Raw genomic sequence first — 13,390 nt, 5'->3', positions numbered from 1 at the left:
TTGACTTTATGATTGGATTTTTAATACAATGATACTTCGACTGAAAAATTAGAACGGACAGGAGGGAATCGTCGAAATGAGCAACATATTTGAAGATGAGTTACAAAAAATGAAGGATACTTTACATACGATGGATGAGCAATTGGATAGGCTTGAAAAAATCCCGGTTTATTATGGAGAAGATTTTAAAGAGCAAATTCTTGAAAGTATGAGGGAGTCTAATAGACAAAACTTACGTATTGGTGTGCAAGAGCCGTACTTTGGAAGGTTAGATTTTCAGGAAGATGGAAAAGAAGAAGTTATGCCGATTTATATCGGAAAAGTAGGGGTTTCGGATATGGACACGATGAAGCCAATCATTATTGATTGGCGAGCGCCTGTCGCAAGTATGTTTTATTCATTTACCGGTGGAGAAGAATTAGCATTTTATCAATCACCAGATGGGTTAGTAGAAGGTGATGTGTATTTAAAACGAAACATTTCCATTCGAAAAAGAGAACTTGAACGTGTTGTTGATACATATGTAAAAGGAAATGAAGATGTATCACATGCCGATGATTTTCTTCTATATCGATTAGGTGAGAATAAAGATAATAAGCTAAAGGATATTGTTTCAACGATTCAATCGGAACAAAATGATATTATTCGAGCGGAAAGAAATTTACCATTACTTATTCAAGGGGTTGCAGGGAGTGGAAAGACAACAATTGCTTTACATCGCCTTGCTTTTTTAATTTATGAATATCGTGAACAACTAGAAGCAGAAAGAATGATCGTATTTGCACCGAATAGTCTGTTTTTAGACTATATTTCGAGTGTACTTCCTGAATTAGGTGTAGGGAATATTAGTCAAACAACGTTTCCAGATTGGGCATTACGTACGTTAGATGATTCAGTGAAACTAAAGCAGACAGAAAAAAAATTGAAAGAAGCATTTTCAATTAATCGTGATGAAAAGAAGGTAATGCTAGGTAAATTAAAGGGTACGTTGGAATTTAAGACGTTTATTGAAGAGAGAATGATCCAATTTGAAAATGAGTTAGTTCCGACAAAAGATTTTGAGGCGTGGGATAGAGCGATTATTCCATTAGAAGATGTTAAAAAATGGATGCAAGTTGAATATAAACATTATCCTTTACAGAAAAGAAGAGAACGATTAGTAGGACGAATGAAGCGCTGGATTGAAATTGAACTTAAAAAATTCGGGGAAACAAACGAGAAAAAATTACTTAAAAAAGAAGCGACTAAGAGACTGAACGCATATATGAAGTTTTGGCCGAAAATGAGTGCTCTTTCACTGTATAGTTCAATAGTAAAAAGTAAAGAAATACTCGAGGTATTACCTGAAGAACTTGTTAAAGAAACAGAAAAGAGTTGTCGTAAAAAAGAAGTGTATGTAGAAGATTTACCAGCTTTAATATACATACATCATCGTATAACAGGGATTGAAATCGGGCAGAAGTTTCATCACGTTGTTATTGATGAAGCGCAAGATTTTTCGCCTTTCCAAGTTTATGTATTAAAAGAAATTACATTAGGTAATTCTTTCACTATATTAGGTGATTTATCGCAAGCGATTTATGATTACCAAGGAATTGAAGATTGGAATGCTTTTAAGGAAGTATTCCAAGAAACCGGTTATTATGAATTGACAAGAAGTTATCGTTCTACAAAAGAAATTATTGAATTTGCAAATGAAATAATTAAAAATGCAGAAATCCCAGTAGGACTCGCAACACCAGTCTTCCGCAGTGGAGAAGATGTGAAAGTAATTCATGCGGAAAATCAATTTACTGAAATTGTGAAGACGGTAAAACATTTGCAAAATGCAGATGTGAAAACAATTGCGGTAATCGGAAGAACAGAAGGTGAATGCCGTGATATATATGTGGAATTAACAAATGCAGGATTAACGGTAAACGTAATTGAAGCAAACCAAAGTAAATATGAAGGTGGTATATCAGTAGTACCTGTCTATTTAGCGAAAGGTTTAGAATTTGATGCGGTGCTTTTAATTGATGTGGATGAAGAACATTACAAAAACACAAAACATGATGCAAAGTTACTATATGTCGGATGTACGAGATCACTTCATGACTTATGGATTTTCCATGGTGGGGAAGCGTCACCTTTAATTAAAGGATTAAAATAAAGTAAAACTATAATCAGTGGGGAGTTTTACTGCAAGCTAATGTGGGATACATATAAAAAGAGGATTTTCTAGTACTGTATGAAGATCCTCTTTTTTATATTGAAATAGTAGACGAATTAATGACTTGAGCTGTTGTTTAAATGATATACGATGCTTTTTTCTAATTCCTTAGTTTGTTCTTTTTCCCATATACGAACAGCATCTACTGGAATTTGTGTATGTTTTAACCAATCTAGAATAAGGTGTAGTTGTTCTTGTATTTGCCCAATGTTTTGCTCCTTTATGTTCTTATTCTGAATTCTATCAATTAATTGCAGCATATAGGGAAGTTTTTCTATACATTCGCCTAAATCCCCGCAATAACCTGACGGTAATTCATGTGTACCAAAATCTAAAGTATTGATGTAATTAGAAACTAGGTATATCATGGCTTCTTGTTCGGTATCACCACCTAATTCAATCGCTTTTCGAAGGGATTTTTCTAAATCGTCTTCTTTATTGCTAGAGTCCATATAAATTCCTATCCATCTAAAAGGTCTTGAATCAAATGGGGTGTTTTCTGTCCATCTATATAGAATGTCAATTAGAAAACTATTTAGTGAGAAAGTTAACACCTCATCTTTTTCGTTTGATGCATCTAAAATAGTAAACAGTGAAATGGCAAACTCCTCTTGATCTTTTGATTCCCATTTCTTTGCATTTGTAATAAATGTCTCTAAATGTTTATAAGCTAATTTTCGAAGTCCCGCTTCGCGATGCTGACAGTAACAAATAAAATCATGCCAATGCTCAGTTGTATTCATATGTATAATAATAGTTTGTAATGCAGTGAGAGGTTTATCCATTATAAGTCCCCAATCTATTAAGCACGTGTTGAAAATTTAGTGTTATTATATCATTACATAAATTAAAGTGGGAAGAATTTAAGGTGGATTTTATTGGTCACGGGATCCAATCGATTGGTAATGTAGCGGTTCTAACAGGACTCATTATTGACTTTGAAGATGAAACGTAAAAAAGTTATTATGTTTATCTGAATATTGAAGGAATACAAGAATTTTATTTATTTAATTTTTAGAAAAAATAGACTACAACATTAATAAATGGTATAATTTCCTTGTTATTGGAATTAAAAAGAAAATATTTGAAGAAAAAGGATAGGGTTGGTTTTAATGGGGGATTCTGATCACAAAGAAACAAAGGCAATATTAAAGTTATGGTTTATTTATATACCACTTGCATTTGGAGAATTTGTCTTTTCGAATATCATAGATTATTTAAAAAAATAAAGATTTTGCATTTGAAAAACAATTAACCTAATTTAATTGTTTTTTTATTTTTCTCTAATAAACCAAACAAAAATAAAGATTTTGAACAAGATGAAGTTTATGAAGGAAGTAACGTTGATTAGGTGCTGAAAACGGTGTGAAATCAACAGTGCCTAAAGAATAAAACAGGAATCATTCAACCATGATAATTTTCCGTTTTATTAGCTTCCTATAGTGAGATGTTATGTTCACATCATATGTATACGATAGTTGTCACTTAATATAGCATTACTGCAACTTCAAAATTAGTAGTTAAGGTTGCTATCTTTTAGAGTGTTATATATATAACTTAGCTAAAAAAGTACAAATCATATAATTTGCGCTTTTCATTATCCGTTTTTCGGTAAAAAATATAGTTTTTGTCACATTAATACTGTACGATACATAGTATAAAACACATACTGTATGACATATAGTAATGGAAATGAGGTGAGTAAATGGATACTTTATTAAACTCGTTAATTACTGAGTTAAGAAGAGGGACATTAACGTTAGCCGTTTTAAGTCAATTAAGAACGCCGCAGTACGGATATTCACTTGTCCAGTTATTGGAGCAATCAGGGATTACAATTGATCAAAGTACTTTATATCCGCTACTTCGCCGATTAGAAAAACAGGAATTAGTGACGAGTAGTTGGGATAAAACGGAGAGTAGACCTCGTAAGTATTATGTTTTAAGTGATTATGGATTAGAAATATTTTTGCAGTTGAAAAAAGAATGGATAAAGGATTCGAAAGAACTTTATAACTTATTAAAGGAGGAAGAGAATGAATTTAATTGATCTCTATATCCAAGAGGTTGCGAAGAGATTACCTGAAAAAAATAGTGAAGATATTACACTTGAACTAAGGTCAACTATAGAGGATATGTTACCTGAAGATTATAGTGAGGAGGATGTAAAGAGCGTTCTCAAAAAATTGGGGAGTCCGGTTTCATTGGCTAATGGTTATTTGGATAGACCGATGCATTTAATTGGACCACGTTATTTTGATGTATATACAACGTTGTTAAAAATGATTATACCAATCGCAGCTGTCATTGCACTCATATCAATGGTTGCAGAAAATTTTATAGGCTATAGTGGTGATCAAGCGATATTAAATGTTATTTTGCAATTGATAGGTAAAGGCATTGGGGAAATTTTTGAAGTGGGCCTCCATGTATTTTTCTGGTTGACACTTGTGTTTGTTATTTTAGAAAGAACAGATAAAGACAAAGGTATCGAGCCGTTGACGACAAGTTTAAAAAAATGGACACCAGATGATTTGAAAAACATCTCGTATATCCCAAAGAAAAAAGCAATCTCGAAGTTTGAAGTTTTTGCAGGTTTAATGTGGACAGCAGTTTGGGCTACACTTTACTTTTATGCGAATCATCTTGTTGGCGTATATAACGGTACGGCAAATGGACTGAAGTTTGTTTCGCCAACTTTTAATCAAGATGTTTTATTGCAGTACTGGCCAATCGTTATAATTATGATCGTTTTTGAAATATGTATATCCCTTTATAAATTGGTGCAGGGACAATGGACTCAAAGATTGGCGATTGGGAATGCTATTCTTCAAATAGCTGGGACGATAGTATTCATTGTAATTGTAGTAAATCCACATGTATTTAACGCAGGGTTTATTACGTATTTGGCAAATGCATTTACTATTTCCCCAGAGGGATTTAAAACGTGGCTCATTGGGGGAGGAATTTTCTTCTACACATTATCTGCTGCAATAAATATATTTGATGGTTTCCGAAAAGCTAGTATTCGTATGTAGATAAAAATCGGAAATTTCGATAAAATAAAACTATTAAAAAGATAGTGAAATAAGATGAACATGATGAAAGGAAGAAAACAATGATAAGGGAAGCAACGAAAAGAGATTTAGCATACATTTTAGATATTTATAACGATGCGATACTTTATACAACAGCTGTATATGCGTATAAACCTGTAACCCTTGAAAATAGAATAGATTGGTATGAACAAAAAAAGGCTGACGGTTATCCCATTTTCGTATACGAATTAGATAATAAAGTAGTAGGATTTGCGACATTTGGACCATTTAGAGCCTGGCCTGCTTATAAATATTCAATTGAGCATTCGGTGTATGTTGATAAGGATTATAGAAAAAATGGGATTGGGACGTCTTTAATGAAAACATTAATCGAAATTGCAAAGGAAAGAGAGTATATGACCTTAATTGCTGGAATTGATGCAGAGAATGAGAAAAGTATTGCCTTGCATCAAAACTATGGATTTGTTCATGCAGGAACAATAAAAAAAGCTGGTTATAAGTTTAATAAATGGCTAGATTTAGCTTTTTATCAGCTGGAACTTAACGGTCCTGAAAATCCTATAGAAGAATAAATATTTTTCGGTAGCAAGAAAAAACTCATGCTACCTTTTTCTTATTTAAATAGCTGATATGAGCTGCCGAAAAGTTTTTTATATTCGATATTGAATTTATTGGTATAATAGGAATGTTTAACGAATTTCCGCTTCTTTATGTGATGGGGGGAAAAGATTTACCGAATCGACGTGAAAATAAAGAGGTAGATGAAGCTTTTGCAGCAGTTTTAAAGTACATATACAAAGAATATAGTGAAAGCATGCTAGGAGTGAGCGATTGAAAAGAAACTTAAAGACTTCAACAATCATTATTTTAATTTTAACGATTATTGTTCTTGAAGTTGGAATCGCACTATATGATCACAATTTGTCATTAGATACAATTTACTTTGCAGCGATCCTTATTTGTATTGTATTGCTTTTTGGCACACGTGTTTCTGAAGAGAAAGAAAGTACATCGAAACGAGGACGAAGAAAAATAGCTGTTATATTTTGGCCATCTATTTTATTGTCTATCGCTTGTTTTGCAGTTATAAGTTACATAAGGGTAGGCTATGTCTCTGTACCAGGGATAATTGGCTTTTCATGCTTTGTTACATATGGTGGATTCGTTTTGATTAGTATTTTAAAGGGGAAAAACAAAATGTAGCTTACTAAGTTGAAAGGAAGCAATGTATATGAAACATATAGAGAACGGTACACGTATTGAAGGAGAATACATTAAAAATAAAGTTATTCAATATAATATGTCCATCTTAACAGATGAAGTAAAACAGCCGATGGAAGAAGTAAGCCTCGTAGTAAAAAATGAAGAAGGAAAAATATTTGGTGGTGTAACAGGTACGATGTATTTTTATCATCTTCATATCGACTTTTTATGGGTTGATAAATCAGTTCGTCATGACGGTTATGGTAGCCAACTTTTACATAAAATTGAAGAAATTGCGAAGGAAAAAGAGTGCAGATTAATATTGCTAGATTCATTTAGTTTTCAAGCGCCAGAATTTTATAAAAAGCACGGTTACAGGGAGTATGGTGTCGTTGAAGATCATCCGAAAGGTCATAGTCAGCACTTTTTTGAAAAGAGATTATAATAGTATTATGTATACTGGTTGATGGGAGAAAGCATATGTACACGTATAAATTGCAACAAGAACAACCAATCTGTGCAGAAAAAATAAAGAAGCTTTATGATTCTGTCGGTTGGTGGCCAGAAAGAAAAGAAGTCGATATTGAAAAAATGTTAAAGAATAGTATAGGCATTGGAGTATGGGAAGAAAATGAATTAGTTGGATTTGCTAGAGTCGTTTCTGATGGTGCTTTTCGAGCATACATTGAAGATGTTGTCGTACATGAGAGTGTAAGAAATAAAGGTATTGGAGAGAAAATGCTTACAATATTACTTCGAGAAATATCTCATATTGATATTGTTAGTCTATTTTGCGGTGAGAAGCTAATAAAGTTTTACGGTGAGCAGCAATTTCAAGCAACGAAGCAAATTGTGATGCATCGTAATCAAACAGGGAAAGAATAAGAGGTGCCAATTAAAATGAATGCAACAAGAGCGTACTGTTTATCGAAAAGAAAAGCGACAGAAGATTCTCCAGATGGCTGGAGTGCAACATGTATGAGGCTTAATAATAAAATATTTGCGATAGTAAATCATGAAGAAGGCGAAAAAGCTGCGATTACATTGAAGTGTGATCCAGAAGTCGCATTAAGAATAAGAGAAGATTATCCAGAAACAATTATTCCAGGGTATCATATGAATAAAAAACATTGGAATACCGTTTATATTCATAAGGGTATAGAGCAGGAGCAAATTAATAAAATGATTGATTGGTCGTATGATCTAGTACTACAATCATTTTCAAAGAAAAAGCAGCAGGAGTTAATGGATTAATATGTATTAGGAGTGTGTGTAATGAAAGATTCGATTAAAGATACGTATGATAAATTAGCGAGTACATATAAAGAAAATCTAGATTTTGCAAATCCATATAACAGTTATTATGAAAGACCGGCGATGATGGAGCTTATTCCAAGGGAACTAGAAGGAAAAAAGATATTAGATGCTGGATGTGCAGCTGGATGGTATACTTCTCAATTCATAGGAAGAGGAGCAAATGTTACAGCAATTGATGTAAGTCCTGAAATGGTAAAAGCAGCAAAAGAAAATATAGGAGAAGAAGCAACGTTCCTTTGTCATGATCTGCAAGAAACATTGCCATTTGAAGATAATACGTATGATGTGATTGTAAGTTCGTTAACTCTTCATTACTTAGAAAATTGGAATCAAGTATTTCAAGAATTTCGTCGTGTATTGAAGCCAGGTGGGGAACTTATTTATTCTATTCATCATCCTTTTATGGATTTCACAAAGTTTCCATGTGAAAATTATTTTGAAAAACAGTTATTAATAGATACTTGGGTTAAACCGAATATTACTATTGAAGTCAAGTTTTTTAGAAGATCATTACAAGACATACTAAATGAAACTACAAATTATTTTGTATTAGAAGAGATAGTAGAACCGAAGGCAATTGAAAAAATGAAAGAAGTAGACGAGAAATCATATTATTATCTAAATACGAATCCACATTTTCTTATCATTAAAGCAACTAATAAATAGCTAGTAAAATAACTTTGTTTTACTAGCTATTTACAGTTTTACATTACATATTAGGGGACTTTAAAATGAATACGAAACGAAATAGAGTAGTATATGCACTATTTACTATAGTTATTATTATTTTAGGTCTTAGCTCAAGAAAGTTTGCTTTTGCACTACCACATCTATTAAATGATTATTTAGGTGATGCTTTATGGGCATTAATGATTTTTACTGGCTTTGGATTTTTGTTTCCTAAAACAGAGACGAAGAAGTTGGCTTTTATTAGTTTAATGTTTTGCTATGGGATTGAAGTGAACCAATTGTATCATGCGAAGTGGATAGATAGCATTCGTGCAACGACTTTAGGCGGACTCGTATTGGGATACGGTTTTTTGTGGAGTGATTTAGTGGCTTATACAATTGGTGTTGGAGTGGGAATACTTTGTGAGTTTATGTTACGGAGGAAATAATCGATTTTAAAAAGGAGCCCTTTATGAAAAAAATAATATTAATTGGTTCTGGCGGTTCAGGAAAATCCACATTAGCAAGGCAGTTAGGAAATAAATTAAATATTAAGGTGCATCATCTTGATGCATTATTTTGGAAACCGAATTGGGAGGGTGTTCCGAGAGAAGAACAAATAGCAGTTCAAAATAACTTAATTAAAGATGAGAAGTGGATTATTGATGGGAATTATGGCGGGACGATGGGTATCAGACTGAATGCAGCTGATACAATTATCTTCCTTGATATGCATAGAACAATTTGTATTTATCGTGCTTTTAAAAGAATTGTAAAATACCGGAATAAAACAAGACCAGATATGGGCGCGGGATGTGAAGAAAGATTTGATTTGCAATTCTTTAAATGGATATGGGAATATCCTAATACTAAACGACCTACAATTTTAAAAGGGTTAGAGCAATTGTCCGAAGAGAAAAAGGTTATTGTTTTAAAATCTCCAAATGAGGTTCGGAAATTTTTAGAGCACATATAATAATAGAATGTGACACAACAATTCTTTTTGGATCTTACCGATTAGTTTAATTAAACTAATCGTTTTTTATTATGAAAAATTTAACGCTTTTTGAAAATTGTATTTTGTAATGAGTATATGACTATAAGTTCATATAAAATGAACGTTTGGAGGAATAGAAAATGACTAATGATTTAATTCAAACAATCGATTCATTAATGGTAAATATTCCAGTTGGAGAGGTAGTATTAAGAGATGATCGAATAAAAAAAGAATGGATAGTGCAAATTCAACCATTTTTTCTTGCAAAGTATGCTGTAACAATGGAACTATATGATGCTATTACAAATAGTACATTAAATAATTTTGATAAAAATCATAAACCAGTTGTCAATATTTCATGGAACGATGCCATTGCGTTTTGTAATGTACTTTCAAAAAAAGCGGGATTAAAAGAATATTATTCTATTAGTGATGGTGGTCAAATTGTGAAATGTAATTTAGATTCGAATGGCTACCGATTACCATCTGAGGCAGAGTGGCAATATGCATGTAAAGCAAGTACAACCGGATATACATACGGGAAACTCCATGATATAGCGTGGTATAATGAAAATTCAAATGGAGAGATTCATGAAGTTGGCCAAAAAGAACCGAATGCATGGGGGCTTTATGATATGCTAGGGAACGTTTGGGAATGGTGTTATGATTTGTATGATGAAACAGTGTACGGATCATACCGCATTTTTCGTGGTGGTAGTTGGGCTGAAACAGCGAGAGGATGCGGCGCTACTTGTCGTCGTCGAAGCCATCCTACATTTCATATAGATGATCTCGGTTTTAGACTTGCTAGGTCAATTTAGTAGGAACATGTTACGAACAGCTAGGAAAAGAGTATGGAGAGAAACCGTACTCTTGCCAACATAGAAACGATTTAACGTAAGGAGTGTTTATTATGGCGCGTGTTTTATTTATTAACGCTGGATCAGAAGGACATATAAATCCAACTTTACAAGTTGTAGAAGAATTGATTTCTCGTGGTGAAGAGGTCGTTTATTTTTCAATAGAAGCTTTCAGGGAGCGGATTGAGAAGACAGGTGCTACTGTACGAACGATTGATGATCAAAAATTTATAAAAGCGTTTCTATCTGGAGGCAGAAATTATTTACAGGAGAGAATAAATGGCCTTCTACATACAGCGGATATTGTCATACCTAGCGTTCTAGAACAAATTGAAGGTGAACATTTTGATTACATAATTCATGATTCTATGTTTGGCTGTGGCCATTTAATTGCTCAAATCCTTAAACTTCCAGCCATAAATTCATGCACATCTTTTGCGCAGGATGAAAAATCCTTTGAGCAAATGTTAGGTCATCTATCAAAAAATATCTCAGTAGAAATTTATGATAAAATACAGAATGATTTTCAAAACTTAACGAAGGGAATTGCTGAAAAATATGGTGTTGAAATAAAATCATCGTATGAAGTTTTCTGTAATCCTGCACCCCTTACTATTGTATATACAATTAAGGAGTTCCAGCCTTTTGGTGATACGTTTGATGAAACATATAAATTTGTAGGACCATCTATCTCTGCACAAATGAAAAACAGAGACGTTGATTTTACTTCAATTGAAGAAAAAAGTCCGATTTATATTTCATTAGGTACTGTTTTTAATGAAGCGATTGACTTTTATAAACTGTGTATGAAGGCCTTTGAGAATAGTGAGCATACAATTGTTATGTCTATTGGTAGTAAAACAAAAATAAGTGATCTAGGCGAAATTCCTAAAAACTTCATTGTGAAAAACTATGTACCCCAAACTGAGCTGCTTACATATACGAAACTATTTATTACACACGGCGGGATGAACAGTGCGCATGAAGGACTGTATAACGGGATTCCGCTCGTTGTAATACCGCAAAGTGCAGATCAGCCAGTAGTCGCAAAGCAAGTGGAGAGTCTTGGAGCAGGAATAAAATTACAAATGCAAGGATTAACTGCGGATCAACTAAGTGAAAGTGTAGAAATGGTATTAAATAATCCGTCATTTAAAGAAGTCGCTTTGAATTTGAAGAAATCTTTCCAAAAATCAGGTGGATATAAGGAAGCTGTTGATGAAATTTTTATATTTGTAGGTCAGTGAAAAAATGAAATTATACATTAGAAAAGCATCTAAATAGGATGCTTTTTATTTAACTTTATAATTCTTATTTTTAATATTTAGTATGGTTAAAACTAAGGCACTGAGAGATATAAGTATAAGAATAAAAGTTAACTAGTTAAATGTATTGTCAATTATGAAGTAAAGATGATAGATAAATATATTCAAATTTTATTTTAAAATGTTAGGACTTAGTTTTACATGTTAGTAATAATTTCACTGTTTCTGCACAACTTCTGCACATACTCAGGTAATTTCTATGTCATGATATATTCATAAAGTGAAATATTTCACAAGAAAAATATAATTTCACTGCGGTGTATGCATAATTAACACATACATCGGTACAAGTTTGTCTCTTGTTATTCTTTTACATCAAAGCCCACATTCCACTACAAAGTATAACAAGAAGGAGACATGAACATGAATAATCGATTTTTAAAACAACTACAAAATATGAAAATGAACAAAAAAAGTTTAGGAGCTGTAGCATTAACAGCTGGAATTATTAGTACGACACTTATTCCTCAAAATGCTTATGCGCACGGTTTTGTTGAAAAGCCTGGTAGCCGATCTGCTTTATGTAGTCCAACTTATGGTGCGCTAAATGTAAACTGTGGAAGTGTTATGTATGAACCACAAAGTTTAGAAGCTCCAAAAGGGTTCCCACAAGGTGGTCCAGTAGATGGACAAATTGCTTCAGCAGGCGGAAAATTTGGTGGTATTTTAGATCAACAAACAGCAAATCGTTGGTTTAAAAATACAATCACTGGTGGGGAAAATACATTTACTTGGAAGTATACTGCGCCTCACTTAACGAGTAAGTGGCATTACTATATTACTAAAAAAGGATGGAATCCAAATAAAGCGCTAACAAGAGCAGATTTTGAACCAATTGGAACAGTACAACATGATGGTTCTGCAGCTTCAAATAATTTAACTCATAAAATCAATGTACCTACTGATCGTAGTGGATATCATGTGATTTTAGCAGTATGGGATGTAGCTGATACAGCAAATGCATTCTATAATGTAATTGATGTTAATCTTATTAATGATGTGAAACCAGACATAGAAGCGCCAAGTATTCCAAATGGACTTCAGACGCAAAAAGTAACAGCGAATAGTGTAGAACTAACATGGAACGCTTCTACGGATAATGTAGGGGTAAAAGGATATCAAATCTTCCGTAACGGAGAGATGATTGATACAGTACTAGGCACTCATTTTATTGATAAGAAATTACAACCAAGTACAGAATACTCTTATACTGTAAAAGCAATTGACGCAGCTGGAAATGTATCGAAAGAAAGTGCAGCGCTTACAGTAAAAACGACAGTTGAGACTCCTGATACAGAAGCACCAACACAACCAAAAGGATTACATAGTATGGGAACGACAGCGTCAAGTGTGGATTTAATGTGGAGTCCATCTGACGATAATATTGGTGTAGACCATTATGATATTTATAGAGAAACAGAAGGGGCAATGAAAAAGATTGCAACATCCAATACAACTTCTTATTTGGATAAAAATCTGCTCGCTAATACTACTTATAAATATGTAGTGAAAGCTGTTGATGTAGCTGGAAATGAATCCGTACAGAGTGATATATTCACAATTACTACAAAAACTGAAAACGCTTCATATGAAGCGTGGGATGCAAAAAAAGCATATAAAAAGGGAGATAGAGTTCTGCACGAAGGAAAAGTATATGAAGCAGTCCAGAGTTATCAAGGAAATGGTGATCCAAACTGGATTTATGCATTATCATTATGGAAAACAGTGTAAGCTTTACTTAGGTATGA

16 protein-coding genes are annotated in these 13,390 nt (G+C 33.1%); 15 read left to right on the top strand and 1 reads right to left on the bottom strand.

The genetic code is table 11. The features are described from left to right. Positions 1 to 76: 76 nt before the first annotated feature. Positions 77 to 2,152: a UvrD-helicase domain-containing protein gene (locus NST90_RS13625; RefSeq protein ID WP_046392805.1), complete on the top strand. Its 2,076-nt coding sequence runs from the start codon at positions 77 to 79 to the stop codon at positions 2,150 to 2,152. 116 nt (positions 2,153 to 2,268) lie between these two features. Here the strand turns inward: NST90_RS13625 and NST90_RS13620 are convergent, their stop codons facing one another. Then, positions 2,269 to 2,997, bottom strand: coding sequence for a hypothetical protein (locus tag NST90_RS13620; RefSeq protein WP_025709483.1), 729 nt, complete (start codon positions 2,995 to 2,997; stop codon positions 2,269 to 2,271). A gap of 920 nt (positions 2,998 to 3,917) precedes the next feature. Here NST90_RS13620 and NST90_RS13615 point away from each other — a divergent pair. From NST90_RS13615 to NST90_RS13550, 14 genes are all read left to right on the top strand, one after another. After that, complete coding sequence (locus tag NST90_RS13615; RefSeq protein ID WP_000380294.1) at positions 3,918 to 4,262, top strand: PadR family transcriptional regulator; 345 nt, start codon at positions 3,918 to 3,920, stop codon at positions 4,260 to 4,262. Further along, positions 4,249 to 5,250, top strand: coding sequence for a hypothetical protein (locus NST90_RS13610; protein WP_025709481.1), 1,002 nt, complete (start codon positions 4,249 to 4,251; stop codon positions 5,248 to 5,250). The genes NST90_RS13615 and NST90_RS13610 overlap by 14 nt, the downstream gene beginning before the upstream one ends. A gap of 80 nt (positions 5,251 to 5,330) precedes the next feature. Then, entirely contained in the window at positions 5,331 to 5,843 is a 513-nt protein-coding gene (locus NST90_RS13605; RefSeq protein WP_025709479.1) for a GNAT family N-acetyltransferase, read from the top strand. A gap of 113 nt (positions 5,844 to 5,956) precedes the next feature. Continuing rightward, positions 5,957 to 6,106, top strand: coding sequence for a hypothetical protein (locus NST90_RS13600; RefSeq protein ID WP_000481402.1), 150 nt, complete (start codon positions 5,957 to 5,959; stop codon positions 6,104 to 6,106). Continuing rightward, positions 6,103 to 6,474 (top strand): hypothetical protein, encoded by a 372-nt coding sequence (locus NST90_RS13595; protein WP_025709477.1) that lies wholly within the window; start codon positions 6,103 to 6,105, stop codon positions 6,472 to 6,474. The genes NST90_RS13600 and NST90_RS13595 overlap by 4 nt, the downstream gene beginning before the upstream one ends. 28 nt (positions 6,475 to 6,502) lie before the next feature. After that, positions 6,503 to 6,919 carry a GNAT family N-acetyltransferase gene (locus NST90_RS13590; protein ID WP_000680416.1) on the top strand — a complete coding sequence of 139 codons (417 nt, stop codon included), beginning with the start codon at positions 6,503 to 6,505 and terminating at the stop codon, positions 6,917 to 6,919. A 35-nt stretch (positions 6,920 to 6,954) separates the two neighbouring features. Then, positions 6,955 to 7,359: a GNAT family N-acetyltransferase gene (locus tag NST90_RS13585; RefSeq protein ID WP_025709475.1), complete on the top strand. Its 405-nt coding sequence runs from the start codon at positions 6,955 to 6,957 to the stop codon at positions 7,357 to 7,359. A 15-nt stretch (positions 7,360 to 7,374) separates the two neighbouring features. After that, positions 7,375 to 7,728, top strand: a complete 354-nt coding sequence (locus tag NST90_RS13580; protein ID WP_000994622.1) for an MmcQ/YjbR family DNA-binding protein — start codon at positions 7,375 to 7,377, stop codon at positions 7,726 to 7,728. Positions 7,729 to 7,749: 21 nt separating this feature from the next. After that, positions 7,750 to 8,457 carry a class I SAM-dependent methyltransferase gene (locus NST90_RS13575; protein WP_025709473.1) on the top strand — a complete coding sequence of 236 codons (708 nt, stop codon included), beginning with the start codon at positions 7,750 to 7,752 and terminating at the stop codon, positions 8,455 to 8,457. Positions 8,458 to 8,522: 65 nt separating this feature from the next. Next, entirely contained in the window at positions 8,523 to 8,909 is a 387-nt protein-coding gene (locus NST90_RS13570; RefSeq protein WP_025709472.1) for a DUF2809 domain-containing protein, read from the top strand. 23 nt (positions 8,910 to 8,932) lie between these two features. Beyond that, positions 8,933 to 9,436, top strand: a complete 504-nt coding sequence (locus tag NST90_RS13565) for a DNA topology modulation protein (protein WP_016122657.1) — start codon at positions 8,933 to 8,935, stop codon at positions 9,434 to 9,436. A gap of 161 nt (positions 9,437 to 9,597) precedes the next feature. Beyond that, on the top strand, positions 9,598 to 10,278 hold the full coding sequence (locus NST90_RS13560) for an SUMF1/EgtB/PvdO family nonheme iron enzyme (protein ID WP_025709470.1): 681 nt from the start codon (positions 9,598 to 9,600) through the stop codon (positions 10,276 to 10,278). 92 nt (positions 10,279 to 10,370) lie between these two features. Next, positions 10,371 to 11,564 (top strand): macrolide family glycosyltransferase, encoded by a 1,194-nt coding sequence (locus NST90_RS13555; RefSeq protein WP_016122656.1) that lies wholly within the window; start codon positions 10,371 to 10,373, stop codon positions 11,562 to 11,564. A gap of 441 nt (positions 11,565 to 12,005) precedes the next feature. Continuing rightward, positions 12,006 to 13,373, top strand: coding sequence for a lytic polysaccharide monooxygenase (locus NST90_RS13550; RefSeq protein WP_001065145.1), 1,368 nt, complete (start codon positions 12,006 to 12,008; stop codon positions 13,371 to 13,373). Positions 13,374 to 13,390 lie beyond the last annotated feature (17 nt).

It is taken from the genome of Bacillus sp. FSL E2-8900 (assembly GCF_037966225.1).
GTDB classification, from domain to species: Bacteria; Bacillota; Bacilli; order Bacillales; family Bacillaceae_G; genus Bacillus_A; species Bacillus_A cereus.
The sequence above is the reverse complement of the archived record's forward strand: the minus strand, read 5'-3'. Positions and strand labels throughout refer to the sequence as shown.

Bases quoted from the DNA above. Each gene is read 5' to 3' on its own strand.
- NST90_RS13625 (WP_046392805.1), top strand. From the start codon at position 77: ATGAGCAACATATTTGAAGATGAGTTACAAAAAATGAAGGATACTTTA.
- NST90_RS13620 (WP_025709483.1), bottom strand. From the start codon at position 2,997: ATGGATAAACCTCTCACTGCATTACAAACTATTATTATACATATGAAT.
- NST90_RS13615 (WP_000380294.1), top strand. From the start codon at position 3,918: ATGGATACTTTATTAAACTCGTTAATTACTGAGTTAAGAAGAGGGACA.
- NST90_RS13610 (WP_025709481.1), top strand. From the start codon at position 4,249: ATGAATTTAATTGATCTCTATATCCAAGAGGTTGCGAAGAGATTACCT.
- NST90_RS13605 (WP_025709479.1), top strand. From the start codon at position 5,331: ATGATAAGGGAAGCAACGAAAAGAGATTTAGCATACATTTTAGATATT.
- NST90_RS13600 (WP_000481402.1), top strand. From the start codon at position 5,957: ATGTTTAACGAATTTCCGCTTCTTTATGTGATGGGGGGAAAAGATTTA.
- NST90_RS13590 (WP_000680416.1), top strand. From the start codon at position 6,503: ATGAAACATATAGAGAACGGTACACGTATTGAAGGAGAATACATTAAA.
- NST90_RS13585 (WP_025709475.1), top strand. From the start codon at position 6,955: ATGTACACGTATAAATTGCAACAAGAACAACCAATCTGTGCAGAAAAA.
- NST90_RS13580 (WP_000994622.1), top strand. From the start codon at position 7,375: ATGAATGCAACAAGAGCGTACTGTTTATCGAAAAGAAAAGCGACAGAA.
- NST90_RS13575 (WP_025709473.1), top strand. From the start codon at position 7,750: ATGAAAGATTCGATTAAAGATACGTATGATAAATTAGCGAGTACATAT.
- NST90_RS13570 (WP_025709472.1), top strand. From the start codon at position 8,523: ATGAATACGAAACGAAATAGAGTAGTATATGCACTATTTACTATAGTT.
- NST90_RS13565 (WP_016122657.1), top strand. From the start codon at position 8,933: ATGAAAAAAATAATATTAATTGGTTCTGGCGGTTCAGGAAAATCCACA.
- NST90_RS13560 (WP_025709470.1), top strand. From the start codon at position 9,598: ATGACTAATGATTTAATTCAAACAATCGATTCATTAATGGTAAATATT.
- NST90_RS13555 (WP_016122656.1), top strand. From the start codon at position 10,371: ATGGCGCGTGTTTTATTTATTAACGCTGGATCAGAAGGACATATAAAT.
- NST90_RS13550 (WP_001065145.1), top strand. From the start codon at position 12,006: ATGAATAATCGATTTTTAAAACAACTACAAAATATGAAAATGAACAAA.